The following is a 24,787-nucleotide window of genomic DNA, read 5'->3' as shown; positions in this document are numbered from 1 at the left end:
GGGGATGGGGGCAGCAGCGGATGCCGCACCCGCCATCCTGAATGGCGCCGGCGGGCGCCCGATTCAAGTGGCGGGAACCGCCGGAAAAGACTCAGCGGTGATTGCGCACGAAGGCTAGCGGGTTGACCACGCGGCCGTCGTACCAGACTTCGAAATGCACGTGCGAGCCGGTGGAGCGACCGGTGGAGCCGGCCCTGGCGATCACGTCGCCGACCTGCACGTGCTGGCCCGGACGGGCGTCCAGCGCGCTGTTGTGGGCGTAGCGGGTCATGTAGCCGTTGCCGTGGTCGATCTCGATCACCTTGCCATAGCCGCTGCGCACGCCGGCAAAGGTCACCATGCCTTCGGCCACGGTGTGCACGGCGGTACCCAGGGGCGTCGAGATGTCGATGCCGGTGTGCCGCGCCGAATGGCCGTCGAACGGGTCGGCGCGCACGCCGAAGTACGAGGAGATGTAGCCGGGCACCGGCATGCCGGTGGGTTTCAGATTCGATTCGATTTTGGCGTCCAGCAGCAGGCTCTGCAACGCCGACAACTGGGCCTGCTGGCGGTCGAACTGGCCGGCCAGCTGGTTGATGCCGCTGTCCAGCGAGGGCGGCAGCGCGTATGCCGTGCCGCTGGCATCCTCGACACCACCCACCGCGGGTTGCTGGTCGAAGTTGAACTCGCCGCTGTCCAGCTTGCCGACCTCGGCCAGGCGTTCGCCCAGCGCGTTCAAACGGGTCGACTGGGCCTGCAGCTGCCCCAGCTTCACGGCCAGTGCGTCCAGCCCGCGTCGGGCATCCTCGCGCACGGTGCCCAACTGGGCCTTCTGCTGCCCGATCTCCTGCTGCAAGGCATGGATCTCGGCCAACGAACGATCCCGCGGGCTGGCCACCAGCAGGGCCAGCGCCACTCCGGCGCTCATGCAGGCCAGCACCGCCACCGAAGCCACGGCGAACAGCTTCCAGCGCAGGCGCCGGTTCGCCAGGTCAAGGGTTTGCGGCAATTTCCGGGCACGTGATACGAGTATGATTTGCATGTCTTTCCAAGATCGATTTCCGGCACCATGCAACGCGTTACCCCGGCCACTTCCCGCCGCCGCGACAACGGACCGAAGTCACTTGTCGATTGCGGCTCCTTCGCGACCCTGGCCCAGAAGGCCGAGTCGCTGGAAGCGCTGGATCGCGCATTGCGCCAGACGTTGCCATCGCCGTTGCGCGAGCAGGTGAGATTCGCCAACCTGCGCCACGACCGCCTCGTCTTCCTGGCGTCTTCACCGGGCTGGGCATCGCGTCTGCGCTTGATGCAGACACAGATCCTTGCCGCCGCACATGCCATCGGCACGCACGCCAGTTCAGTCACCGTGAAAGTGGTCCCCCAACCACCGGCCGCAACGCCACCGGATCGGTCAAAACCGCTTTCGCCTGCCGCCGCCGCCCACCTCGTGGCGGCCGCCGCGTCATTCACAGACCCCGAATTGCGGGCACTGTTCCTTGAGCTGGCGTCCTTCGCCGAAACCGCTGATTCCCCTGTTGCCGACGCGGACTGAAGTCACCGTCCGTCAATTCGGTGTGAGGTTTATAGCATGCACTTTGTTAAGGAATAAGCCGGGATGTCGTCAGGGCGTGAAACATGGCGCGGACAAAATGTGACGACCATCACAAAAACGGCCGTGTCGCGAGACACGGCCGTTCGTTTTGACAGGAGCGCCACAGCCGCGGCGTCGGCTCAGATCGCCTGGGCGGGATGGGCGTAGGAGATCGGCGAGGTGGCCGGGTCGTCCTGGTAGCTGACCTCTTCCCACGCCGAGGCATCGGCCATCAGCGTGCGCAGCAGCTTGTTGTTCAGCTCATGACCGGACTTGTGCGCGTGATACGCGCCGATCAGGCTGTGGCCGAGCAGATACAGGTCGCCGATCGCATCGAGGATCTTGTGCTTGACGAACTCGTCCTCGTAACGCAGGCCGTCCTCGTTGAGCACGCGGTAGTCGTCCAGCACCACGGCGTTGTCCATCGAGCCACCCAGCGCCAGGTTGTGCTCGCGCAGCATCTCGATGTCGCGCATGAAGCCGAACGTGCGGGCGCGGCTCACTTCCTTGACGAAGGAGGTGGTGGAGAAGTCGATCTCGGCACGCGAGGTGCGCTGGCTGATGATCGGATGGTTGAAGTCGATCGAGAAGCCCACCTTGAAGCCTTCGAACGGCTCGAAGCTGGCCCACTTGTCGCCTTCCTGCACCTTCACCGGCTTCTTGATGCGGATGAAGCGCTTGGCCACATTCTGCTCTTCGATGCCGGCGGACTGCAGCAGGAACACGAAGGGACCGGCGCTGCCGTCCATGATCGGCACTTCCGGCGCGGACAGGTCGACATAGGCATTGTCGATGCCCAGTCCGGCCATCGCCGACAGCAGATGCTCGACCGTGGAGACGCGCACGTCGCCATTGACCAGGGTGGTCGACAAGCGGGTGTCGCCGACATGATCCTCACGCGCACGGATGTCGACCGGCGGATCGAGATCCGTTCGTCGAAACACGATGCCGGTATTGGGCGCTGCGGGACGCAAGGTCATGTAGACCTTGTCGCCGGTATGCAGGCCGACACCGGTCGCCCGGATGATGTTCTTGAGGGTACGCTGCTTGATCATTTTTGTTGGTACCTGTGTAGGCAGCAGCCAATCAGGGGCGGATGCTAACACAGTTTTAACCTGTGGTAAAAGCAAACCGTACCGTACAGTCTGATTATGCCTTCATGGTTCCTTCATCCCTGAAGCGACGGGTATCCATCTGATTTCCCGAGGAGAACGACGACGACACGACGCCCCGTGCCTGGGACGGGAATCCGGCACGGGACATCGGACCGGCCATCACGGCAAAGCCCTGGTGACAGGCCGTGCATCGTCCTGATGCACAGTCTTGTTGCGGTATCACGGCGCACTACCGGCAGCGTGACCAGACCTGCGTGTACCGGCCGGGACACTCGGATCCGCCGCCCTGCCATCGGCAGGCGACGAGCCCGGTGAGTCCTGCAGTGACCGGCCCAACGCGGATTTGTTCAATACTTTCGCATCTCCCCGGACAGTTTGAACCTGTCGGAAGTCAGCCTGCCGGAAGTCACCTCTTCAGTCGGCCTGGCGGCGCAGGAACGCCGGAATGTCCAGGTAGTCGAAGCCGGGCTCGGCATGCTTCGCCGGTGCCGAGGGTTCCGTCCTGCCCTGGTTCGAATGCACCACGTCCGGCTGGGCATAGTCGACCACCTCATTGCCGGTGCCGGTGCGCAGAACCACCGGGCGCGGACGCATCTGCACCTGCTGGCTGGTTTCCACCATGCGGATCGGCGGCTGCTGGCGCGAGGCCATCGCCCGGTTGAGGCCGGTGGCGACCACGGTGACACGCACGTCGTCCTTCATTTCCGGGTCGAGCGAGGTGCCCATCACCACGGTGGCGTCTTCGCTGGCGAAGTCGTGGATGATGCGGCCGATCTCGTCGAACTCGCGCATGGTGAGGTTCGGGCCGGCGGTGACGTTGACCAGGATGCCGCAGGCGCCATTCAAGTTGACGTCTTCCAGCAGCGGGTTCTTGATCGCCGCCTCGGCCGCGGCCTGGGCACGATCGTCGCCGCGGGCGGTGCCCGAGCCCATCATCGCCAGGCCCATCTCCGACATCACGGTGCGCACGTCGGCAAAGTCGACGTTGATCAGGCCCGGGGCCGTGATCAGGTCGGCGATGCCCTGCACGGCGCCCTGCAGCACGTCGTTGGCGGCCTTGAACGCGTTGAGCAGGGTGACCTCGCGGCCGAGCACGCTGAGCAGCTTCTCGTTCGGCACGGTGATCAGCGAGTCGACGTGCTGCGACAGGTCCTCGATGCCCTTCAGGGCGACCTGCATGCGCCGGCGGCCCTCGAACGGGAACGGCTTGGTGACCACGGCCACGGTCAGGATGCCCTTCTCCTTGGCCAGCTGCGCCACCACCGGCGCGGCGCCGGTACCGGTGCCGCCGCCCATGCCGGCGGTGATGAACACCATGTCGGCGCCTTCCAGCATCGCCTCGATCCGTTCGCGATCCTCCAGCGCGGCCTGCCGGCCGACCTCGGGGTTCGCGCCGGCGCCGAGACCCTTGGTCACGTTGCCACCGAGCTGCAGGTGGGTACGCGAGCCGCAGCTGGTCATCGCCTGGGCGTCGGTGTTGGCGACGACGAAGTCGACGCCTTCGATGTTGGCGTTGAGCATGTGCGCCACGGCATTGCCACCGCCGCCGCCCACGCCGATCACCTTGATGACTGCATTGGGTGCGAGTTTATCGATCAGTTCAAACATTTCCCGTCCTCCGTAGAGTTGTTGTCGTTTTAACCATGGATGACGACTCCTGTCGGTCCATGGTGATGGGTGGATGTCCCTCCACCCTGGATGACGCGTCCTGCGTCATCCGCAACCGTGTTTTCAGAAATTCCGGGTCAGCCAGCCACGCACTTTCCCGACCAGGCCACCGACGCTGCCGCCGACCTGCCCGCCCACGCGCATGCCGCCCGCCCGCGCACCGTGCAGCAGCAGGCCCACGCCGGTGGCGTGCAGCGGACTGGAAACCACTTCGCCGAGGCCGTCGATCTGCTGCGGCACGCCGATGCGCACCATCTTGTGGAAGATCTCCTCGGCCAGCTCCAGCGCGCCTTCCATCTTCGAGGCGCCGCCGGTCAGCACCACGCCGGCCGCAACCAGGCTCTCGTAGCCGGAGCGGCGCAGCTGGTCCTGCACCATCTCGAAGATTTCCTCGTAGCGGGCCTGCACGCTCTGCGCCAGCGACTGCCGCGCGAGCCGGCGCGGCGGGCGATCGCCCACGCTGGGCACCTGGATGGTTTCCTCGGCGTGCGCCAGCCCGGTCTGGGCGCAGGCGTACTTGATCTTGATCTCCTCCGCGTGGGCGGTCGGCGTGTGCACGCCGTAGGCGATGTCGCTGGTGACCTGGTCGCCGCCGACCGGCAGCGAGGCGGTGTAGCGGATCGAGCCCTGGGTGTAGATCGCGATGTCGGTGGTGCCGGCGCCGATGTCGACCAGGCACACGCCCAGCTCGCGCTCGTCGTCGGTGAGCACCGCCTTGGCGCTGGCCAGCGCCGACGGCACCAGTTCGTCCACGGTGAGGCCGCAGCGCTGGATGCACTTGGAGATGTTCTGCACCGCCGCGGCCGCGCCGGTGACCAGGTGTACGTTGGCCTCCAGTCGCACGCCGCTCATGCCGACCGGGGCGCGGATGCCGTCCTGGCCGTCGATGCGGTATTCCTGCGACTCCTTGTAGAGCACCTTGCGGTCGGCCGGGATCGCCACCGCGCTGGCCGCCTCCAGCACCTGTTCCAGGTCAGCCGCGGTGACCTCGCGGTCGCGGATCGCCGCGTTGCCGTGCGAGTTGCGGGTTTCCAGGTGGCTGCCGGAAATCGAGGCGTAGACCGAACGGATGTCGCAGCCGGCCATCAGCTCGGCTTCCTCCACCGCGCGCTGGATCGAGTGCACGGTCGATTCGATGTCGACCACCGAGCCGCGCTTCATGCCGCGCGAGACGTGGGTGCCGATGCCGATCACGGTGATCGGCTCGCCCGGCTCGTACTCGCCCACGATCGCCACCACTTTCGAGGTACCGATATCGAGCCCCACCACCAGTTGCTTGTCGTTGCGCGGCTTCATAGAAAAATGCTCATGTGCGAGGCGAACCCCCAGCGTTGGCGGCGGCCGCATCGGGCCAGCGCACGGCGAATCCGTTGGTGTAGCGAAGGTCGGCGTAGGCAAAACCGTCGGTGTGTCCGGCGATCAGTTGCGGATAGACGTCGAGGAAACGGCGCAGGCGACGACCTGCCTGCTCGCGATCGCCGATCACGATCTGCGCACCGCCAGCAGTGCCGATGCTCCAGCTGCCGCGCTCGGTCAGCGCCACGCCGGTGATGCGCAGGTGCGTGCCGGCGAAGGCCTTCTGCGTCTCGGCGTAGAAGCTCACCACCTCGGCCAGCCTGGCATCCGGGCCATGCAGCTCCGGCAGGTCGCCGAGGTCATTCATGCCGGGCGCATCGAACACCAGGCCCTGGCGGCTGATCAGCTGCCTGTCGTTCCAGCGCGCGAACGGCTGGCGTTCGTAGATGCGCAACTGCAACGTGTCGGGCCAGCGCTTGCGCGCCTCGACCGATTCCACCCACGGCAGCGCGGCCACGGCTTTCTGCACCGCATCCAGATCCAGCGCGAAGAAGCCCTTGCCCAGCCGCGGGCGCACCGCGGCACGCAGGTCGCTTTCGCTGACGTGCTTGAACTCGGCCTGCACCGTCAACCGGGTCACCGGCCAGCGCCCGGCCGCAAACCAGCCGCGCAGCACGCCGACGATCGGCAGCGCGACCAGGGCGATGGCCAGGCACCAGGCGACGAGGCGGACGGCTCCCTTCACAGGCCCTCCCGGAAACTGGTTTCCAGCACGCGCCAGCACAGCTCCTGGTAGTCGATGCCGTCCACGGCGGCGGCCTTCGGCACCAGCGAATGCGAGGTCATGCCCGGCGCGGTGTTCACTTCCAGCAGCCAGTTGCGACCGGCGCGATCGCGCATCACGTCGACCCGACCCCAGCCGGCGCAGCCCAGCGCGTCGAATGCCTGCAGCGCCAGCGCGCGCAGTACCGCCTCGGCCTCGCCTTCCTGGCCGGGGCACAGGTACAAGGTGTCTTCGGCGATGTACTTCGCGTTGTAGTCGTAGAACGCACCCTTCGGCACGATGTGGATGGACGGCAGCACCTGACGCCCGAGGATCGCGACGGTCAGTTCGTCACCCTCGATCAGGGTTTCCATCAGCAGGTCGCCGGGATACTTCGCGGCCAGCTCCACCGCCTGGTCCAGTTGGGATTCGTCGAACACGCGGGTGACGCCCACGCTGGAACCTTCACAGGCCGGCTTCACGATCAGCGGAAAGCCGACCTGCTTCGCCGCCGCATGCACGTCGGCGCCGCGCGGCAGCGCCACGAACTTCGGCGTCGGCAGGCCCAGCGATTGCCACACGCGCTTGGAACGGGTCTTGTCCATCGACAGCGCCGAACCGAGCACGCCGGAACCCGTGTACGGCACGTTGAGCGATTCCAGCGCGCCCTGCAGCACGCCATCCTCGCCACCGCCGTGCTGGCCGTGCAGGATGTTGAACACCCGGGCGAAGTGCCCGGCGCGCAAGGCATCGAGCAGGGCCGGGATGCCGTCGATGGCATGGGCATCGATGCCGCGCGCGCGCAGTGCGGCGAGCACGTTGCGGCCGGAATCCAGCGACACCTCGCGCTCGGCCGAGCTGCCGCCCATCACCACGGCGACGCGTCCGAACTGGGCAGGGTCCTTGATCATCATGCTCACTTGCTTGTCCTCAGGTTGCCCGCTTGCGCCAGCTCCACCGCCGCCGCGCCGATGTCGCCCGCGCCGAGCAGCAGCAGCAGGTCGCCATCGCGCAGCAGCGCCGGCAGGCTCTCTTTCAGATCACGCGGATGCTCGACCAGCACCGGATCAACCTTGCCGCGCGCGCGCACGGCGCGCGCCAGGGCGCGACCGTCGGCGCCGGCGATCGGCGCTTCGCCGGCGGGGTAGACATCGGTCAGCACCAGCACGTCGGCCTCGGCCAGCACGTTGGCGAAGTCGTCCAGCAGGTCGCGCGTGCGGCTGTAGCGGTGCGGCTGGAAACCCACCACCAGGCGCCGATCGGGCCAGCCGCCGCGGGCGGCGGCGAACACCGCGGCCAGTTCGCGGGGATGGTGGCCGTAGTCGTCCACCAGCAGCACGCTGCCGTGGTCCAGCGCGAGTTCCCCGCGCCGGTGGAAACGCCGGCCGACGCCCTGGAAATTCTCCAGCGCACGGGCCAGCGCATCAGCCTCGACGCCGAGCTGCCAGCCGATCGCCGCCGCGGCCAGCGCATTGAGCACGTTGTGCCGACCCGGCAGATTGAGCTTCACCGGCAGCACCTCGTCGCGCCCCGGCAGTTGCAGGTCGAAGTGCATCTCGAAGCCGTGCTGGCTCACCTTCAGCGCGCGCACGTCGGCGTCCGCGCTGTCGATGCCGTAGGTCATCACCCGCCGCGTGGTGGATTTCGCCAGCACCGCCACTTCCGGGTCGTCCACGCACAGCACGGCCAGGCCGTAGAACGGCAGCCGATGCAGGAAGTCGTCGAACGCCTGCTTCACCTCGGCGAAATCGCCGTGGTAGTTCTCCAGGTGATCGGCGTCGATGTTGGTCACCGCCGCGATCACCGGCGACAGCATCAGGAACGAGCCGTCCGATTCGTCCGCTTCGGCCACCAGGTACTGGCCAGTGCCCAGCCGCGCATTGGCGCCGGCCGCGTTGAGCTGACCACCGATCACGAAGGTCGGGTCGTAACCGGCCTCGGCCAGCACGCTCGCGGTGAGGCTGGTGGTGGTGGTCTTGCCATGGGTGCCGGCGATCGCCACGCCGCGGCGGAAACGCATCAGTTCACCCAGCATTTCCGCGCGGGGGATCACCGGAATGCGGCCGGCACGGGCGGCGACCAGTTCCGGGTTGTCCTGCTTGATCGCGCTGGATGTCACCACCACGTCGGCGTCGCCGATGTTTTCCACCGCATGGCCCACGTGCACCACGATGCCCAGCTGCTGCAGCCGTTGTGCCGTCGGCGAGTTGGCCCGATCGGAGCCGGACACCGCGTAGCCCAGGTTGTGCAGCACCTCGGCGATGCCGCTCATGCCGACGCCGCCGATGCCGATGAAGTGCACCCGGCGGAACGTGCTCATCGGATCTTCGTGCGCATGCAGGCGGCGCGGCGTCATGCGGCCACCTCCAGGCATGCGCGGGCGATGACCTGCGCCGCGTCGGGTTTCGCCAGCGTGCGCGCGGCCTCGGCCATCGCCAACAGGCGGCTGCGGTCACCCAGCAGCGACTCCAGTCGCTGCGCCAGAATCTGTACGTCCAGCTCGTTCTCCTGCATCAGTTCGGCGGCTCCGGCCGCCACCAGCACTTCACCGTTGCGCGTCTGGTGGTCGTCCACCGCGTACGGGAACGGCACCAGCACCGCGCCCAGTCCGGCCGCAGCCAGCTCGGCCAGGGTCAGCGCGCCGGCGCGGCAAACGGCCAGGTCGGCGCGGCCGTAACTGGCCGCCATGTCGTCGATGAACGGCACCACCTGCGCCTCGACGCCGGCCTTCGCATACGCGGCGCGGGCCTCGTCCAGCCCGCGGTTGCCGCACTGGTGCAGCACCTCGGGCCGTTGCTCCGCCGTCAGCAGGGCCAGCGCCTGCGGCAGCGCGAGATTCAGTGCGCGCGCGCCCAGGCTGCCGCCCAGCACCAGCAGGCGCGGCCTGCCCTCGCGCCCGGCCATGCGCTGCGCCGGCGGCGGCAGCGCGGCGATCGCGTCGCGCACCGGATTGCCGACCCATTCGGCCTGCGGCAAGGCATCGGCGAAACCGGCCAGAACGCGCTTCGACAGCGCGGCCAGCTTGCGATTGGTGAAGCCGGCCACCCGATTCTGTTCGTGCACCAGCAACGGTCGGCGCAACAGCCACGCGGCGAGACCGCCGGGGCCGGCCACGTAGCCGCCCATCGACAGCACGCTGCGCGGTCGCACCTGGCGCAGTACGGCCAGCGAGGCGAACAGCGCGCGCAGCAGCATCAGCGGCGCCAGCAGCCGGGTCCTGATGCCCTTGCCGCGCAGACCGCCGACGGCCACCGTGTGCAGTTCGATCCGCTGCGCCGGCACCACCGTCGTTTCCATCCCGCCGACCGCGCCCAGCCACACCACCGGCACGCCCTGCGCCCGCAGGCACTCGGCCACGGCCAGACCGGGGAAGATGTGCCCGCCGGTGCCGCCGGCCATGATCAGCACGGGTGCCTGCGTATTCATGCGGCCACCGCCTCGCGCGGTTTCGCCGCGGCGCTCGCGTCGGCGGCAGCGACAGCTGCCGGCATCCGGGTGGCCATCTGCCGCGCGTCCAGCGCGCGGTTGATCTCGTAGGTGGCGCGCAGCAGCACGCCGGCCATGGCGCAGGTCAGCGCCATCGACGAACCGCCGTAGCTGATCAGCGGCAGGGTCAGTCCCTTGGTCGGCAGCGCGCCGAGGTTCACGCCGACCGACACGAAGGCCTGCATCGCCAGCATCAGCGAGATGCCGAAGGCCACGTAGCCGGCGAAGCGCTGGCCCACCTCGACGCCCTTCAAGCCGATGTACAGGCCGCGACCCACCGCCAGTCCGAACAGGCTGATCACCAGGATCACGCCGGCCAGGCCCAGCTCCTCGCCAATCACCGCGAAGATGAAATCGGTATGCGCCTCGGGCAGGTAGGACAGCTTCAACACGCTGGAACCCAGGCCCACGCCGGTCCACTCGCCGCGACCGATCGCCATCAGCGACTGGGTCAGCTGGAAGCCGTCGTTGAACGGGTCCTTCCACGGGTCCATGAACGAGGTCAGCCGCTTCATGCGGTAGCTCTCGCCGGTCGCCGCGACATACAGCAGCGGCATCAGCGGCAGGCCCATCAGGAACAGGAAGATCGGCCGCGCGCCGCCCAGCCAGACCATCGCGATGGTCACCGCGATCACCAGCGTGGCCGAGCCGAAGTCCGGCTGCGCCAGCAGCAGCAGCACGATCAGGCCAGCCACCAGCACCGGCTTGAACAGGCCGAGGAACTTCGTCTCCACGCTGTCGCGGTGGCGCACCAGGTAGCTGGCCACGTAGATCACCAGGATCAGCTTTACCGCCTCGACCGGCTGGAACGTGGTCACCAGCAGGTTGAGCCAGCGCCGCGCGCCGTTGATGCGCATGCCGAAGTGCGGCACGAACACCGCCAGCAGCATCAGGAAGGCCAGCGCCAGCAGCGGGAACGCATATTTCTCCAGCAGCTTCAGTTCGGTGCGCATGGCCAGCGCCGCCGCGAACAGACCCAGGCTGAGGAACAGCAGGTGCTTCTTCAGGAAATAGAACGCGCCGATGTGCTGGCTGTCCGCCACCGCGATCGAGCTGGACGTCACCATCACCACGCCCACGCTGGCCAGCCCGACCAGCGCGACCAGCAGCCACAGGTCGTAGCTGCCGCGCGGCCCGGTCCGGCGTCTGGCTTGCGAGGCGTCAAACATGGGTGCCTCCTTTGGAGGCACGGGAACAGGGAATGGGAAATAGGGAATGGGCAAAAGCGCACAGACGCACGCCCTTCCGATTCCCGATTCCCGATTCCCGATTCCCGGCTTTCATCATCACCGCACCTTCAACGTGGCGAGGCCGATCAGCACCAGCACGACGCTGATGATCCAGAAGCGCACGATCACGCGGGGCTCGGGCCAGCCCTTCAATTCGAAGTGGTGGTGGATCGGCGCCATGCGGAACACGCGCTTGCCGGTGAGCTTGAAGCTGGCGACCTGGATCATCACCGAGGCGGTTTCCATCACGAACACGCCGCCCATCACCAGCAGCACGATCTCCTGGCGCACGATCACCGCGACGCAGCCCAGCGCCGCGCCCATCGCCAGCGCGCCCACGTCGCCCATGAACACCTGGGCCGGATAGGTGTTGAACCACAGGAAGCCCAGCCCCGCCCCGGCCAGCGCGCCGGTGAAGATCGCCAGCTCGCCCGCGCCGGGAATCGAGGGGATGCCCAGGTATTCGGAGAACACCTTGTTGCCGGCCAGGTAGGCGAACACGCCCAGCGCGCCGGAGACCAGCACGGTCGGCATGATCGCCAGGCCATCCAGGCCGTCGGTGAGGTTCACCGCGTTGGAGAAGCCCACGATCATGAAATAGGTGATGGCGATGAAGAACACGCCCAGCGGCAGCACCACGTGCTTGAACAGCGGCAGGTACAGCGCCGTTTCCGCCACCGGCCCGGCCGCGGCGGCATGGGGTGCGGTGTAGTAGAGGAACAGCGCCGCGCCCAGCCCGAACACCGACTGCCAGAAATACTTCCAGCGACTGGCCAGCCCACGGCTGTCCTTCAGCACCAGCTTGCGGTAATCGTCGTAGAAACCGATCGCACCGAAGCTCAGCAGCACCGCCAGCACCACCCACACGTAGCGGTTGTGCAGGTCGGCCCACAGCAAGGTGGCCACGGTGACCGACAGCAGGATCATCACGCCGCCCATGGTCGGCGTGCCGGCCTTGACCAGGTGGGTCTGCGGCCCGTCGCTGCGCACCACCTGGCCCGCCTTCAGCGCAGCCAGCCGGTTGATCAGCCACGGCCCGCACAGCAGCGACATCGCCAGCGCGGTGAGCGCGGCCATGATGGTGCGGAAGGTGATGTACTGGAACAGGTGCAGCGCGGTGAAATGCCGTGCCATCCAGTCGGCCAGCTCAAGCAGCATGGAATGCCTCCCCCTTCTTTTCTGCGCCACCGTCGATGGCGGCCACGACCTGCTCCATGCCGGCCGAACGCGAACCCTTGACCAGGCAGGTGACGCCCGCATGCAGCTGCGCCTGCAGCGCGGCGATCAGCGCCGCCTTGTCGTCGAAGTGCGTGGCGCCGGCGCCGAAGGCTTCGACCGTCGCCGCACCCAACGGACCCACCGCAAACAGGCGCTCGATGCCGCGCTCGCGCGCCATCGCGCCGATGCCTGCATGCAGCGCGCGCGCATCGGCGCCCAGCTCGGCCATGTCGCCCAGCACCAGCCAGCGCTCGCCGCCGGCCAGCAGCAGCGTGTCGACCGCCGCCGCCATCGAACCGGGGTTTGCGTTGTAGCTGTCGTCGATCACGGTCCAGCCGCCGGCAGCCACCACGCGACGCAGGCGACCGGCCACGCCGGAGGCCTGCTCGAGTCCGGCGACGATGGTGTCCAGCGGCACGTCGAGCGCCAGCGCCACCGCGGCCGCGGCCAACGCGTTGGCGATGTTGTGCCGACCGGGCAGCGCCAGCGCCACCTCGGCGTCGCCCCGGGGCGTGCTCAGCACGAAGCGCGAACCGTCCACGCGCTGCTCGATGATGTCGGCGCCCACGTCGGCCTTGTGCTCCAGGCCGAAACGCAGCACCTGGCGCGAACCGGCCAGGCCGCCGAAGAAGCTGGCGAACGCATCGTCGGCATTGATGATCGCGGTGCCGTCCACCGGCAGGGCCTGATACAGCGCCCCCTTGGTTTCGGCCACGCCCTCGATGCTGCCCATGCGCGCAAGGTGCGCCGGCGCGATGAGCGTGACGAGGCCGATATCGGGCCGTGCGATGGCAGCCAGATACGCGATGTCGCCGGGCTTGCCTGCGCCCATCTCGAACACCGCATATTCGGTGTCCGCCGGCATCGCCAGCAGGCTCAGCGGCAGGCCGAGCTCGTTGTTGTAGTTGCCGCCGCTGACATGGGTGCGGCCGTGCCGCGACAGGATCGAGGCGACCAGGGTCTTCACCGTGGTCTTGCCGTTGGAGCCGGTGATGCCGACCACGCGCACGTCGCGCTGGGCGCGCACCGCACTGGCCAGGTCGCCCAGCGCCAGTCCCGCATCGTTGACCAGCACCTGGGGCAAGTCGCTGTCGACCTTGCGCGTGACCATCGCGGCCACCGCGCCGCGCGCGGCAGCCTCGGCCAGGTAGTCATGGCCGTCGGCACGCTCACCCCTGATCGCGACGAACAGGTCGCCGGGCTTGAGCTTGCGGGTATCGATGGCCACGCCGGTGACCTCGGCATCACCCGCGAGCAGGCGGCCGCCGGTCCACACGGCGATGGTGGCGAGCGCCATCATGCGCGCTGCTCCCGTTGCCATTGCTCCAGCGCCGCACGGGCCACCAGCAGGTCGTCGAACGGATGCTTGCCGGTCGCGCCGTCCTGATAGGTCTCGTGTCCCTTGCCGGCGATCAGCACCGCGTCGCCCGGCCGGGCCAGCGCCAGCGCGTCGGCGATCGCCACCGCGCGATCGCGCTCGACCGCCATCGCTGGCGCGGCAGTCATGCCGGCCACGATTTGCGCCACGATGGCGTCGCCGTCTTCGCCGCGCGGGTTGTCGTCGGTGACGATGGCCACGTCGGCCAGCCTGGCGGCGATCTCGCCCATCAACGGACGCTTGCCGGCGTCGCGCTCGCCGCCGCAACCGAACACGCAGATCAGCTTGCCGGCGCAGTGGGCGCGCACGGCATTCAGCGCCTGCTCCAGCGCATCCGGGGTGTGCGCGTAGTCGACCACCACCAGCGGCTGGCCGTGCACGCCGCCGATCCGGCTCATCCGGCCGTTCACCGGCTGCAGCTGGGCGACCACCTCGACGATGCGCGCGAACGGTTCGCCCAGCGCGCCGAGGCTGGCCACCACGGCCAACAGGTTGGCCACGTTGAAGCGACCGATCAGCTGGCTGCGGATCACGCGGCTGCCCCACGGGGTCCGCAGATGGAAGGCCAGGCCCTCGGCCGAGGTGACGATGTCGCTGGCGGCAACTTCCGCCTCGTCGTCGCCGGTCGCACTGAAGCGCAGCAACTGCAGACCGTCGGACAGCTGACTCGTCAGCTCGCGGCCGAACGCGTCGTCGATGTTGATCACCGCGCTGCGCAGCCCCGGCCACGCGAACAGCATGGCCTTGGCGGCGCCATAGGCTTCCATGCTGCCGTGATAGTCGAGGTGGTCGCGGGTGAGGTTGGTGAACGCCGCCACTTCGAAGTCGACCGCGGCCACGCGCCCCTGCACCAGCGCGTGGGATGAAACTTCCATCGCCACATGGCTGACCCGGTCGTCGCGGAACGCCGCCAGCTGCGCCTGCACGCTGATCGCGTCGGGGGTGGTGCGCTCGCCCTCATGCAGCTGGCCGTGCACGCCTGCGCCGAGCGTGCCGATCGAGGCGGCGCGATGGCCCAGCAGGGTCAGCGCCTGGGCCAGCAGCTGCACGCAGGACGTCTTGCCGTTGGTGCCGGTGACGCCGATCAGACGCAGCGCTTCGCTGGGTCGCTGATGGAAGCGCGCGGCGATCTCGCCGACCTGCGCGTGCAGGTCGTCGATCCACAGCACCGGCACCTCGCCGACTGCCTGCGGCAGCGCACCCCTTCCGTCCTCGCCAGCTTCCCCCGCCAGCGGGGGAAGCGATTCGCCCGTCACCGGCGCCTCGGCCAGCACGATGCGCGCGCCGCGCTGCACGGCGGCAGGCGCGAAGCTGATGCCATGGGCGCGGGTGCCATGCAGCGCGAAGAACGCGTCACCGCGCTGCACGCTGCGCGAATCCAGGCTCAGGCCGGAGACCGTCATGCGCGCGGCTTCCGGCATCGCTGCCAGTTGCGCGTCGGCGATGCCCAGCAGCAATTGATCGAGGTGGCCGGTGCTCATGGCGTGTCCTCGTCCACGGGCGCGTCGTCGATCGGCGCATCCACCGGCGGCTTGCTACCGACCAGCCCGTCCGGGCTCTGCAGCGGACCGCCGACATACCAGCGGCCGATATTGTCCGGCGGCACGTCGAGCAGGCGCAGCGCACCTTCCATCACCTTGGAGAAGACCGGGCCGGACACGGTGCCGCCGTAGTAGCTGCCCTTCTGCGGGTTGTCGATCACCACCACCGCCGCCAGGCGCGGGCTGGAGGCCGGCACGATGCCGGCAAATGCCGAGGTGTAGTTGCTCTTGGCATAGCTGCCACCGGCAGCCTTGTGCGCCGTGCCGGTCTTGCCGGCCACGCTGTAGTTGGCGATGCGCGCCATCGTGCCGGTGCTGCCCGGGCCAGTCACCGTCTCCATCATCTGCAGCAGTTCGTGCGCCACCTCGGGCGAGATGATCTGTTTGACCGCGCTGTCGTTGCCCTTGATGAAGGTGGGGCTGTGCATCACGCCGCCATCGGCGATGGTGGCGTAGGCGTTGGCCAGCTGCAGCACGGTGACGTTGAGTCCGTAACCGTAGCCGAGAATGGCCTTTTCCAGCGGGCGCCAGTCGCGGCCGATGCGCAGGTAGCCGGACGCCTCGCCGGGGAAGCCGCTCTCGGTGCTGTTGCCGAAGCCGAACGCACGATAGGTGTCGTACATCAGCGAGGTGTCCAGCTGCATCGCGATGTGCGCCGCACCCACGTTGCTGGACTTGGTGATCACCCCGGTCGGGGTCAGCACGCCGTAGTTGTGGGTGTCGTGGATGTCGTGGCCCTGGAAGTACCAGTGCCCGCCGGTGGTGTCGATGAGCGGGCTGGTCGGCGTGTACTTGCCGCTGGACAGCGCCGCCGCCATCAGGATCGGCTTGATCGTCGAGCCGGGTTCGAGCACGTCGGTCATCGCCCGGTTGCGGCGCTGGCCCGGCTTGCTGCCGCCCAGTGCGTTCGGGTTGTAGGTCGGCAGGTTGACCATCGCCAGCACTTCGCCGGTGCGCACGTCGAGCACCACCATCGAGCCGGAGTCGGCCTGTGATTTCTCCAGCGTGTTCTTCAGCTCGTTGTAGGCCAGGAACTGGATGCGCCGGTCGATGCTCAGGGTGAGGTTCTGGCCGGGCTTGGGCGCGCGCACCTGCTCCAGGTCCTCGACCACGTGACCCATGCGGTCGCGGATGACGCGCTTGGCGCCCGGCTTGCCGGCCAGCCATTCGTCGTACGCCAGCTCCAGGCCTTCCTGGCCGCGGTCGTCGATGTTGGTGAAACCGAGCACGTGGGCGGTGACTTCGCCGGACGGGTAGTAGCGCTTGAATTCGCGCTGGCCGTTGATACCCGGAATGCCCAGGTCCAGCACCGCCTGTGCCGCGGCCGGCGACATCTGCCGGCGCAGGTAGACGAACTCGCGATCCGAACGCTGCGCCAGCTGCGCCTTCAGGCCGTCCGCTTCCACTCCCAGCGCCTGCGCCAGCGCGGGAATGCGCTCGTCGTTGTCCAGCACCTCGGACGGATTGGCCCAGATCGACATCATCGGCGTCGACACCGCCAACGGCTCGCCGTTGCGGTCGAAGATGGTGCCGCGCGATACCGGGATCGGCACTTCGCGCAGGAAGCGCGCATCACCCTGGCGCTGGTAGAACTCCTTGCGCACCACCTGCAGGTCGAACGCGCGCGCGACCAGGGCCGCGGAAACCAGCCCCAGCAGGCCGACCACCACGACCATGCGCCGCCGCGCACTGGGACCAGCGACGCGTCGGCGACCGGGTTGGGATGGCTTGACGTGCTTGCGCCAGCTCATCGCAGCAACCGGATGTCTTGCGGGCGCGGATCGACCATGCCCAGCTTCTGCCGGGCCTCGTCGTCGATGCGCCGGGGTTCGGCATAGGTGGCCTGCTCCAGCTCGAGCTTGCCGTATTCGATATTCAGCTCGTCGCGCTGGTTCTGCAGCGCGGTCAGGTTGACGAACAGCACGCGGCTCTCGTGGCGCGTCCACACCACGCCGAGCGCGCTGGCCAGCACGGCCACCAGCAACACCAGCAGGCAGAGGGCGCCGACGGCCTTCATGCGAGTTTCTCCGCCACGCGCAGGACGGCCGAACGCGAGCGCGGGTTCGCCGCCAGCTCGGCATCGCCCGGGAACTGCGCCTTGCCGACCGCAGCCAGTTGCGCCGGCGCGCCCTGCACCGGCGGTCCGCGGCGGCTGTTCTGCACGCGGCCGGAGTGGTCGCGGATGAACAGCTTCACCGCGCGGTCCTCCAGCGAGTGGAAGCTGATCACTGACAGGCGACCACCCGGCTTCAGCCGTTCCAGTGCGGCATTCAAGCCCTGCTGCAGGGCATCCAGTTCGCCGTTCACGCGAATGCGCAGCGCCTGGAAGCTGCGCGTGGCCGGATGCTTGCCCGGCTCGCGCCGGCCCGCCACGCGCTCGATCAACGCAGCCAGCTGGCCGGTGCGGGTGAACGGGGTGGCCTCGCGATCGGCCACGATGGCGCGGGCGATGCGCCGGCTGTGGCGTTCCTCGCCGTAGTTCCACAACACGTCGGCGATTTCGCGCTCGCTGGCCTGGGCCAGGAAGTCGGCCGCGCTCTCGCCCTGGCTGGTGTCCATGCGCATGTCCAGCGGCGCATCGGCCATGAAGCTGAAACCGCGCGCGGCCTCGTCCAGCTGCGGCGAGGACACGCCCAGGTCGAGCAGCACGCCATCGAGGCCGTGGGCGGTTTCGTCCCACTCGGCCAGGCTGGAGAAATTCGCATGGCGGATCGACACCCGCGGATCGGCGGCGAACTCGGCGCGGGCCGTGGCGATGGCGGTGGGATCGCGATCCATCAGCAGCAGGCGACCGTCGGCGCCCAGGCGCGACAGGACCTCGCGGGCGTGACCGCCGCGACCGAAGGTTCCATCGAGATAACGCCCGCCCGCATGCACGGCGAGACCCTCCACTGCTTCACCCAGCATCACCGGGATGTGCCGCAAAACTTGCTCGGCCATGCCGCACTCCCGCTCCCGTCCCACGTGTGTCGCCGCGCCGTTTACAGGCGCAGTTCGGCCATTTCGTTGGTGATGTCGTCTTCGCCGATGCTCTGGCGGATCTTGGCCAGGTGGGCCTGTTCGCTCCACAGCTCGAACTTGTTGCCCATGCCCAGCAGCACCGCCTTTTTCTCGATGCCGGTGGTGGCCCGCTGGCTGGCCGGCAGCAGAACGCGCGCCGCGCCATCGGGCTCGACCACGGCGGCGGCACCGACCAGCTTCATCTGCATGTCGCGGTGAGCCGCCTTGACCTTGGACAGGGCGTTCACCTGATCGCGCACCTTTTCCCACTCCGCATGCGGAAACAGCCACAGGCTGCCCGCCTCGAACGGGTTGTAGGTGATCACCAGGCGATTGGCGCACTCGCCCGCCACCTGCTCCCGATACGCTGTCGGGATGGTCAGGCGACCCTTGTCGTCGATGGTGATGGCGGTTTCGCCCTGGAACACGATCAGCAGACTCCACGAAAACCCACAATTTCACACTGGAGCCCACGATAATCTCGCCCCCTGAGACTGTCAAGGCAATTTCGCTTGTGAATCAATGAGTAAAGGCAAAATCCTGACCGTACATGCAGCATATTCTCAGGAACACCGGCAAGGTGTTTGAAAGCAGGGAATTTTTTGCAATCAGACCCACGCTGCTTTGGGCCGGAACGGGGTGAAATCCACGCGAAATCACCCCATTTGGCGTCCGCGGACTGAATTTCCGTTCACATGGGCGCGTCATCACCACCCCGACCAAGGCGTCGAGGTGGTGATGGCGTGCACGAAGAGGTGGAGTCGGCCTGTAAGCCGGGTTCTGTACGTCTTGCGACGCGACAGTCATTCCTCTCGGCCAGGCGTCGCCGCCTGGCTCCAGCAACCTACCCGGGAACAACGCGGGCCGCGTTATCGTTCCCCTATTTGGTCTTGCTCCGAGTGGGGTTTACCGTGCCGTACGACGTTGGCCCCGTACGCGGTGCGCTCTTACCGCACCCTTTCACCCTTGCCACGCACATCCGGAGATGCCGTTCGGCGGTCTGCTCTCTGTTGCACTGGCCGTCAGCTCACGCTGCCCAGGAGTTACCTGGCACTCTGCCCTGCGGAGCCCGGACTTTCCTCGATGCGCTTGCGCGCGACGCGACTGTCCGGCCGACTCCACGGGAAAGGATACAGGAGTGAGTGAAGAGGAGTGAGAAACGAGAGAGAAGCCGCTGCATGCGTGTTTGTCCCTACCTCACTCCTCTCCACTCACTTCTCGCTCTCGTAGAGAGATTTGCGCGGCGCCCCGCTGATCGCCGCCGCCAGCTTGGCAGCTTTCGCAGGCGGCAATTCCTCGCGCAGGATCGCGAAGATGCGCCGGCCTTCGGCGAGCTTCGCATCGGCTTCCTCGCCGCGCCCCGCCACCAGGATCACGTGTTCGCCGCGCTGCTGGTCCGGATCGCTGACGACCCGCGCCGCCAGCTCCGCCAGCGGCTCGCCCAGCACGGTTTCGAACATCTTGGTCAGCTCGCGCGCCAGCACGGCCTCGCGATCGGCGCCGAACACGTCGCGCATGTCGGCCAGGCTTTCGGCGACGCGGTGCGACGACTCGTAGAAAATCAGCGTGCGCGGATCGCCGGCCAGTTCCTGCAGGCGACTGCGCCGCGCCGCCGCCTTCGGCGGCAGGAAACCCTCGAACACGAAACGGTCACTGGGCAGGCCGGCCACCGACAGGGCCGCGATCGCCGCGCACGCGCCCGGCACCGGAACGCAGCGGATGCCTGCGGCGCGCGCGGCGCGCACCAGCCGAAAGCCCGGGTCGCTGATCAGCGGCGTGCCCGCGTCCGAGATCAGCGCCACCGAATCACCGGCCTGCATCCGGCGCACGATCGCATCCACCGCATCGCGCTCGTTGTGGTCGTGCAGTGCGAGCAGCGGCGTATCTATGTTGTGGTGAACCAGTAGCGGGCGGCTGTGGCGGGTGTCTTCCGCCGCGATCACCGCCACCGCGCGCAAGGTGGCGATCGCCCGTGCTGAAAAATCGTCGCGATGACCGATGGGCGTGGCCACCACCCACAAAAACCCTGACTGAACCGATGACATCTGCAAACTCCTGCACCACGGGGCGACAATCCAATCCGTTATGATCGCGCATTGACGACCATGACGACCAAGGGATTTCCCATGCGCTTCATGCGCCACTCGCGCGTCGCCGCGACTGCCTTGCTGTTTTCGCTGTTGCTGGCCGCCTGCGTGCCCAGCAATGCGCCACGCTCGCCGGCGGAGCTTGCCGCGGCGCAGAGTGCCGCCGCACTGGCCACGCAGGGCCAGTTCGACCAGTCCGCGCAGGCATGGCTCGCGCTGGCCGGGCAATCGCGCGGACACGCCGACAGCTATCGCCTGTACGCCGCCGAGGCGTGGCGCGAGGAAGGCCAGCTCCAGCGCGCCGCACCCGTGCTCGCCGGCATCAAGCGGCAGAACCTTGCCGGTGACGAACCGGTACGACTGGACCTGCTGCGCGCCGAACTGGCACTGGACCAGCACGATGCGGCCACCGCGCTGCGGTTGACCACGCAACCCCGGGTCACCATCCCGGCGGCGCTGCAGCCGCGCCTGCTGGAATTCCGCGCTCGCGCGATGGCCGCCAGCGGCGACCCGTGGGGTGCCGCGCGAACCCGCGTGGAGCTGGACGGACAGCTCAGCGGCTTCGACCACGGCCAGAATCGCCAGCAGATCCTCGCCCTGCTGGGCCAGGTCGGCGTCGATTCGCTGAAGCAGCGCGCCGCCGGCATGCAGCGCGGCGACCGCATGCTGCCGTGGGTGAACGAGGCGCTCAGCCAGCTCGGCGTCACCGTGGCGCAGCCGACCCCCGACCTCCAGCAACCGGTCGGCACCTTGCTGCCCGGCGCCGACGCCAACGTGCGCGAGGGCTACAAGGTGCCCACCCAGGTGGCCCTGCTGTTGCCCAACGACGGCAATTACGCCGCCGCCAGCACGGCGATCCGCGAAGGTTTCTTCGCGGCCTATCTCGATGCCGGCCGCAATCACGCGCCGCGCCCCTCGGTACGGGTCTACGACAGCCAGGGCACCGCCGACGGCGCGCTCAAGGCGTATCAGCAGGCCGTCAGTGACGGCGCGCGACTGGTCGTCGGCCCGCTGACCCGCACTGAAGTCGCCGCCGTGTTCGGCCAGGCGCAGCTGCCGGTTCCGCTGCTGGCCCTGAATCATCCTGACGACAAGCAACTGCCCGCCGGCGACACCAGCGAATTCGGCCTGCTGCCGGAGACCGAGGGCGCGCAGGCTGCCGATCACATGATCGAACGGGGCATCCGCAAGGCCTACGTGATGGTCTCGGTCGACGACTTTGCCCAGCGTGCAGCCAGCGCGTTCAAGGCGGAGCTGACGGCCCGCGGCGGCGAGTTGCTGGGTTCGATCACCCTGCCGCCCGGAGTCACCAGCTACGCCGATGTCATTGCCGGGATGCGACTGCCGACGGCACCGGCGACCGCCGAGCCCGCAGCCAGCGCCAGCACGGCGCAGCCGGACAATCCGGTGGTGGTGGACAGCGGCATCTTTATCAGCATGCGCCCGCAACAGGCGCGGCTGCTGTTGCCGCAGTTGCACATCGCCCGGGTCGGCCTGCCGGTATTCGGCACCTCGCACGTCTATGAAGGCAGCGACGACTCCGCCGCGAATCGCGACCTGGACGGCCTGGAATTCTGCGACGCACCGTGGCTGTTCGACGCCCAGCCGGGACTGCCCAGCCACGACGACATCGCCACGCGCCTGCCCGCGGCCCGGGGCGGCGCCGCGCGGCTGTTCGCCTTCGGCATGGATGCCTGGAACCTGGTGCCCTACATCGAATGGATGCGCGCCCATCCGGGCAGCTACCTGCCGGGCGCCAGCGGCCAGCTCGCCGCCGACCAGTTCGGCCGCGTGCGCCGCGTGCTGATCTGGGCGCGCTTCCAGGATGGCCTGGCGCGTCCGCTGGGCGGCAGCCTGCAGATGGACGACATGCCATCGACCGCACCGCCCGCCAACGCCGAGCCGGTGCCGGCGAGTCCGTCGTCCAGCGGAACCTTCCAGCCCGAATCGCGCTGATGCGCGCGGCCGGCGACGACTTCGAGCAACGCGCCTGCGTCGCGCTCGAACGCGCCGGCCTGAAGCTGCTGGCGCGCAACTACAACACCCGCCACGGCGAGCTGGACCTGGTGATGCGCGACGGCGGCACCGTGGTCTTCGTCGAGGTGCGCTACCGCAAGAGCGCCAGCCACGGCGACGCCGCCACCTCGGTCACCGCCGCCAAGCAGGGCAAGCTGATACTCGCGGCACAACACTGGCTGGCCGCGCACCCGCAACATGCGCGGGCGGCCTGTCGTTTCGACGTGGTCAGCTACGACGGCCCGCTCGACGCGCTGCAGCGGCAATGGCTGCGTGGTGCATTCGAGGCGGGCTGAACCCCGCCCGGTGCGATAATCGCGGCATGACCCTGCCCGCCTCCCTGCTCGACAGCCTGCGCACGATCTTTCCCGGCGACGCACTGGACAGCGGTGACGACGCCCTGCGTATCGCGGCGCGCGACCACTCGCGCCACGCGCATCGACCTGACGTCGTGGTCCATCCCGCCACGCACGCCCAAGTGGAGTCGCTGGTGCGCACCTGCCGCGAACATCGCGTGCCGCTCACCGCGCGCGGCGGCGGCACCAGTTCCACCAGCGCCTCGGTGCCGCTGGCCGGTGGCGTGGTGGCGAATTTCCAGCGCATGGATCGGATCGTGCGCATCGCGCCGGACGATCGCCTCGCGGTGGTCGAGCCGGGCGTCACCAACGAGGCCCTGCAGCAGGCGCTGGCGCCGCACGGATTCTTCTGGGCGCCCGATCCCGGCTCGGCGCCGTGGTGCACGATAGGCGGCAACCTCGCCTGCAACGCGGGCGGGCCGCGCGCGCTGAAGTACGGCGCCACCCGCGACAACGTGCTGGGCCTGCGCGCGGTGGCCGGCACCGGCGCGGGATTCGTCGCCGGCACGCACACCACCAAGGATTCCACCGGCTACGACCTGACCCGCCTGCTGGTCGGCTCGGAAGGCACGCTGGCACTGATCACCGAGGCGACGCTGAAACTCACCCCCCGGCCCGCTGCCGTGCGCTCGCTGCGTGCCACCTATCGCGACACGGCCAGCGCGGCGCAGGCGGTGGCGCGCATCATGGCGCAACCGGTGACGCCCGCGGCGCTGGAGTTCATGGATGCGCTGGCGCTCAAACTGGCCCGCGACCACGCACCGGACGCCGACGTGCCCGAAGCGGGAGCGTTGCTGCTGATCGAGGTCGATGGCACGCCGGAGACCGTGGGCTTTGCGCAGCACGCGGTGGCACGCGCCGCGCGCGGCGAAGGCCTGATCGCGCTGGACGTCGCGGCCGACGCCGGCGAGAACGCCGCATTGTGGGCCGCGCGCAAGGCGCTCTCGTTCGCCCAGCGCGCGGTGACCGAGCACAAGATCAACGAGGACGTGGTGGTGCCGGTGAGCCGCCTGCCCGAACTGGTCGCCGGCGCGCAGGCGCTGGCCGCCAGGCACGCGGTGCCGCTGGTGTGCTTCGGCCACGCCGGCAACGGCAACCTGCACGTGAACCTGCTGCCTCGCGACGTCGACGAGATCGAACGCGGCTACGCCGCACTGCCCGAACTGTTCGCCCTGGTGATCGCGCTGGGCGGCACGCTGTCGGGCGAACACGGCATCGGCGTGGTGAAGCGCGACTACCTGCCGCTGGCGTTGGGCGAGTCGACCATCGCGCTGATGCGCTCGGTCAAGGCCGCGTTCGATCCGGACGGCATCCTCAATCCGGGCAAGGTGGTTTGAGGGCCGGGAATGGGGAATAGGGAATAGGGAATGGAGAAGAAAAGAAAGCCGGGCCCGATGCAGCAACAGCGCGACATGGACGCCTTGCTGGCGGAGATCCGCTGCGGGCACACCTGCGCGATGCAGCAGCCGCCGGGGCGGCGGCCGGTGCTGCAGGCGTCGACCCGGTCGCGGCTGCTGATCGTCAGCCAGGCGCCGGGGCGCAAGGTGGAGGAAAGCGGCATTCCGTTCGACGACGTCAGCGGCGAGCGCTTGCGCGACTGGCTGCAGATCGACCGCGCCACCTTCTACGACGCCGATCGCGTGGCGATCGTGCCGATGGATTTCTGTTTCCCGGGCAAGGGCAAGAGCGGCGACCTGCCGCCGCGGCCGGCGTGCGCCGCGATCTGGCATCCGCGCCTGTTTTCGCTGCTCACCGGCGTGCAACTGACCCTGGCCATCGGACAGTACGCCCAGGTCGGCATGCTCGGCGACGCGCGCGACGCCACGCTTACCGACACCGTGCGCAACTGGCGCACGCACCTGGCCCGCGGCGTGCTGCCGCTGCCCCACCCGAGTCCGCGCAACCGGCCGTGGGTGATGCACAACCCGTGGTTCGAGGCCGAGCTGCTGCCGGTGCTGCGCCAGCGCGTGGCCGATGTGCTGGCCGTGCCGGGGTGAGCGGCCGGAACGAGCTGCCGCATTGCACCTTGCCGCCCGGCGCCGGCGTCGTCTAACCTGCCCCGCT

22 protein-coding genes and 1 other RNA gene are annotated in these 24,787 nt (G+C 68.5%); 5 read left to right on the top strand and 18 right to left on the bottom strand.

The window, feature by feature from the left end; genetic code table 11:
* Positions 1 to 91 precede the first annotated feature (91 nt).
* Entirely contained in the window at positions 92 to 1,021 is a 930-nt protein-coding gene (locus I6J77_RS03660) for a M23 family metallopeptidase (RefSeq protein WP_204110603.1), read from the bottom strand.
* A gap of 27 nt (positions 1,022 to 1,048) precedes the next feature.
* Here I6J77_RS03660 and I6J77_RS03655 point away from each other — a divergent pair, with 27 nt between their 5' ends.
* The gene (locus I6J77_RS03655; protein ID WP_204110602.1) at positions 1,049 to 1,531 is read left to right on the top strand and encodes a DciA family protein; all 483 of its coding nucleotides are present in this window, start codon (positions 1,049 to 1,051) and stop codon (positions 1,529 to 1,531) included.
* Positions 1,532 to 1,710: 179 nt separating this feature from the next.
* Here I6J77_RS03655 and lpxC read toward each other — a convergent pair whose 3' ends face one another.
* From lpxC to rsmI, 17 genes are all read right to left on the bottom strand, one after another.
* Positions 1,711 to 2,625, bottom strand: coding sequence for a UDP-3-O-acyl-N-acetylglucosamine deacetylase (gene lpxC / locus I6J77_RS03650; protein ID WP_056716819.1), 915 nt, complete (start codon positions 2,623 to 2,625; stop codon positions 1,711 to 1,713).
* Between the two features lie 474 nt (positions 2,626 to 3,099).
* Complete coding sequence (gene ftsZ / locus I6J77_RS03645; protein WP_056716821.1) at positions 3,100 to 4,293, bottom strand: cell division protein FtsZ; 1,194 nt, start codon at positions 4,291 to 4,293, stop codon at positions 3,100 to 3,102.
* 123 nt (positions 4,294 to 4,416) lie between these two features.
* On the bottom strand, positions 4,417 to 5,649 hold the full coding sequence (gene ftsA, locus I6J77_RS03640) for a cell division protein FtsA (protein ID WP_056716823.1): 1,233 nt from the start codon (positions 5,647 to 5,649) through the stop codon (positions 4,417 to 4,419).
* 10 nt (positions 5,650 to 5,659) lie between these two features.
* On the bottom strand, positions 5,660 to 6,394 hold the full coding sequence (locus I6J77_RS03635; protein ID WP_056716824.1) for a cell division protein FtsQ/DivIB: 735 nt from the start codon (positions 6,392 to 6,394) through the stop codon (positions 5,660 to 5,662).
* Entirely contained in the window at positions 6,391 to 7,332 is a 942-nt protein-coding gene (locus I6J77_RS03630) for a D-alanine--D-alanine ligase (RefSeq protein WP_304627169.1), read from the bottom strand. The genes I6J77_RS03635 and I6J77_RS03630 overlap by 4 nt, the downstream gene beginning before the upstream one ends.
* A complete protein-coding gene (murC, locus tag I6J77_RS03625; protein ID WP_056763924.1) occupies positions 7,329 to 8,768 on the bottom strand; it encodes a UDP-N-acetylmuramate--L-alanine ligase in 1,440 nt (479 codons plus the stop codon). The genes I6J77_RS03630 and murC overlap by 4 nt, the downstream gene beginning before the upstream one ends.
* Positions 8,765 to 9,838: an undecaprenyldiphospho-muramoylpentapeptide beta-N-acetylglucosaminyltransferase gene (gene murG, locus I6J77_RS03620; protein WP_204110601.1), complete on the bottom strand. Its 1,074-nt coding sequence runs from the start codon at positions 9,836 to 9,838 to the stop codon at positions 8,765 to 8,767. Before murG ends, murC begins: the two co-directional genes overlap by 4 nt.
* Complete coding sequence (gene ftsW, locus I6J77_RS03615; protein ID WP_204110600.1) at positions 9,835 to 11,067, bottom strand: putative lipid II flippase FtsW; 1,233 nt, start codon at positions 11,065 to 11,067, stop codon at positions 9,835 to 9,837. Before ftsW ends, murG begins: the two co-directional genes overlap by 4 nt.
* Positions 11,068 to 11,184: 117 nt before the next feature.
* Entirely contained in the window at positions 11,185 to 12,285 is a 1,101-nt protein-coding gene (gene mraY, locus I6J77_RS03610) for a phospho-N-acetylmuramoyl-pentapeptide-transferase (protein ID WP_056716833.1), read from the bottom strand.
* Entirely contained in the window at positions 12,275 to 13,645 is a 1,371-nt protein-coding gene (gene murF, locus I6J77_RS03605) for a UDP-N-acetylmuramoyl-tripeptide--D-alanyl-D-alanine ligase (protein ID WP_204110599.1), read from the bottom strand. The genes mraY and murF overlap by 11 nt, the downstream gene beginning before the upstream one ends.
* A complete protein-coding gene (locus tag I6J77_RS03600) occupies positions 13,642 to 15,204 on the bottom strand; it encodes a UDP-N-acetylmuramoyl-L-alanyl-D-glutamate--2,6-diaminopimelate ligase (protein ID WP_204110598.1) in 1,563 nt (520 codons plus the stop codon). The genes murF and I6J77_RS03600 overlap by 4 nt, the downstream gene beginning before the upstream one ends.
* Positions 15,201 to 17,015 carry a penicillin-binding protein 2 gene (locus tag I6J77_RS03595; RefSeq protein ID WP_204110597.1) on the bottom strand — a complete coding sequence of 605 codons (1,815 nt, stop codon included), beginning with the start codon at positions 17,013 to 17,015 and terminating at the stop codon, positions 15,201 to 15,203. Before I6J77_RS03595 ends, I6J77_RS03600 begins: the two co-directional genes overlap by 4 nt.
* On the bottom strand, positions 17,012 to 17,281 hold the full coding sequence (gene ftsL / locus I6J77_RS03590) for a cell division protein FtsL (RefSeq protein ID WP_056716840.1): 270 nt from the start codon (positions 17,279 to 17,281) through the stop codon (positions 17,012 to 17,014). Before ftsL ends, I6J77_RS03595 begins: the two co-directional genes overlap by 4 nt.
* Complete coding sequence (gene rsmH, locus I6J77_RS03585) at positions 17,278 to 18,204, bottom strand: 16S rRNA (cytosine(1402)-N(4))-methyltransferase RsmH (RefSeq protein ID WP_204110596.1); 927 nt, start codon at positions 18,202 to 18,204, stop codon at positions 17,278 to 17,280. Before rsmH ends, ftsL begins: the two co-directional genes overlap by 4 nt.
* 41 nt (positions 18,205 to 18,245) lie before the next feature.
* Entirely contained in the window at positions 18,246 to 18,701 is a 456-nt protein-coding gene (mraZ, locus tag I6J77_RS03580) for a division/cell wall cluster transcriptional repressor MraZ (RefSeq protein WP_235577731.1), read from the bottom strand.
* A gap of 316 nt (positions 18,702 to 19,017) precedes the next feature.
* Positions 19,018 to 19,384: RNase P RNA component class A (gene rnpB, locus I6J77_RS03575), an RNA gene on the bottom strand.
* 91 nt (positions 19,385 to 19,475) lie between these two features.
* Positions 19,476 to 20,309, bottom strand: coding sequence for a 16S rRNA (cytidine(1402)-2'-O)-methyltransferase (gene rsmI / locus I6J77_RS03570; RefSeq protein WP_204110595.1), 834 nt, complete (start codon positions 20,307 to 20,309; stop codon positions 19,476 to 19,478).
* Positions 20,310 to 20,390: 81 nt separating this feature from the next.
* Between rsmI and I6J77_RS03565 the strand changes: the two genes are divergently transcribed.
* From I6J77_RS03565 to I6J77_RS03550, 4 genes are read left to right on the top strand one after another with little or no spacing between them, the layout of a single operon-like run.
* Entirely contained in the window at positions 20,391 to 22,307 is a 1,917-nt protein-coding gene (locus I6J77_RS03565; protein WP_204110594.1) for a penicillin-binding protein activator, read from the top strand.
* Complete coding sequence (locus tag I6J77_RS03560; protein WP_204110593.1) at positions 22,307 to 22,663, top strand: YraN family protein; 357 nt, start codon at positions 22,307 to 22,309, stop codon at positions 22,661 to 22,663. The genes I6J77_RS03565 and I6J77_RS03560 overlap by 1 nt, the downstream gene beginning before the upstream one ends.
* Before the next feature lie 26 nt (positions 22,664 to 22,689).
* The gene (locus tag I6J77_RS03555; protein WP_204110592.1) at positions 22,690 to 24,060 is read left to right on the top strand and encodes an FAD-binding oxidoreductase; all 1,371 of its coding nucleotides are present in this window, start codon (positions 22,690 to 22,692) and stop codon (positions 24,058 to 24,060) included.
* Positions 24,061 to 24,090: 30 nt separating this feature from the next.
* Complete coding sequence (locus I6J77_RS03550; protein WP_239309181.1) at positions 24,091 to 24,720, top strand: uracil-DNA glycosylase family protein; 630 nt, start codon at positions 24,091 to 24,093, stop codon at positions 24,718 to 24,720.
* The last annotated feature ends 67 nt before the right edge of the window (positions 24,721 to 24,787 follow it).

Source organism: Rhodanobacter sp. FDAARGOS 1247, from assembly GCF_016889805.1.
Classification (GTDB): Bacteria; Pseudomonadota; Gammaproteobacteria; order Xanthomonadales; family Rhodanobacteraceae; genus Rhodanobacter.
Note: the sequence above shows the minus strand (reverse complement) of the source record. Positions and strands in the feature narration are given on the sequence as shown.

What these genes read in the sequence shown, in the direction of transcription:
- murC (WP_056763924.1), bottom strand. Translation starts at nt 8,768, where the DNA reads ATGACGCCGCGCCGCCTGCATGCGCACGAAGATCCGATGAGCACGTTC.
- lpxC (WP_056716819.1), bottom strand. Translation starts at nt 2,625, where the DNA reads ATGATCAAGCAGCGTACCCTCAAGAACATCATCCGGGCGACCGGTGTC.
- murG (WP_204110601.1), bottom strand. Translation starts at nt 9,838, where the DNA reads ATGAATACGCAGGCACCCGTGCTGATCATGGCCGGCGGCACCGGCGGG.
- I6J77_RS03560 (WP_204110593.1), top strand. Translation starts at nt 22,307, where the DNA reads ATGCGCGCGGCCGGCGACGACTTCGAGCAACGCGCCTGCGTCGCGCTC.
- murF (WP_204110599.1), bottom strand. Translation starts at nt 13,645, where the DNA reads ATGATGGCGCTCGCCACCATCGCCGTGTGGACCGGCGGCCGCCTGCTC.
- I6J77_RS03550 (WP_239309181.1), top strand. Translation starts at nt 24,091, where the DNA reads ATGGAGAAGAAAAGAAAGCCGGGCCCGATGCAGCAACAGCGCGACATG.
- I6J77_RS03555 (WP_204110592.1), top strand. Translation starts at nt 22,690, where the DNA reads ATGACCCTGCCCGCCTCCCTGCTCGACAGCCTGCGCACGATCTTTCCC.
- ftsL (WP_056716840.1), bottom strand. Translation starts at nt 17,281, where the DNA reads ATGAAGGCCGTCGGCGCCCTCTGCCTGCTGGTGTTGCTGGTGGCCGTG.
- I6J77_RS03660 (WP_204110603.1), bottom strand. Translation starts at nt 1,021, where the DNA reads ATGCAAATCATACTCGTATCACGTGCCCGGAAATTGCCGCAAACCCTT.
- ftsW (WP_204110600.1), bottom strand. Translation starts at nt 11,067, where the DNA reads ATGTTTGACGCCTCGCAAGCCAGACGCCGGACCGGGCCGCGCGGCAGC.
- I6J77_RS03595 (WP_204110597.1), bottom strand. Translation starts at nt 17,015, where the DNA reads ATGAGCTGGCGCAAGCACGTCAAGCCATCCCAACCCGGTCGCCGACGC.
- I6J77_RS03655 (WP_204110602.1), top strand. Translation starts at nt 1,049, where the DNA reads ATGCAACGCGTTACCCCGGCCACTTCCCGCCGCCGCGACAACGGACCG.
- rsmH (WP_204110596.1), bottom strand. Translation starts at nt 18,204, where the DNA reads ATGGCCGAGCAAGTTTTGCGGCACATCCCGGTGATGCTGGGTGAAGCA.
- I6J77_RS03565 (WP_204110594.1), top strand. Translation starts at nt 20,391, where the DNA reads ATGCGCTTCATGCGCCACTCGCGCGTCGCCGCGACTGCCTTGCTGTTT.
- mraY (WP_056716833.1), bottom strand. Translation starts at nt 12,285, where the DNA reads ATGCTGCTTGAGCTGGCCGACTGGATGGCACGGCATTTCACCGCGCTG.
- rsmI (WP_204110595.1), bottom strand. Translation starts at nt 20,309, where the DNA reads ATGTCATCGGTTCAGTCAGGGTTTTTGTGGGTGGTGGCCACGCCCATC.
- I6J77_RS03600 (WP_204110598.1), bottom strand. Translation starts at nt 15,204, where the DNA reads ATGAGCACCGGCCACCTCGATCAATTGCTGCTGGGCATCGCCGACGCG.
- ftsZ (WP_056716821.1), bottom strand. Translation starts at nt 4,293, where the DNA reads ATGTTTGAACTGATCGATAAACTCGCACCCAATGCAGTCATCAAGGTG.
- ftsA (WP_056716823.1), bottom strand. Translation starts at nt 5,649, where the DNA reads ATGAAGCCGCGCAACGACAAGCAACTGGTGGTGGGGCTCGATATCGGT.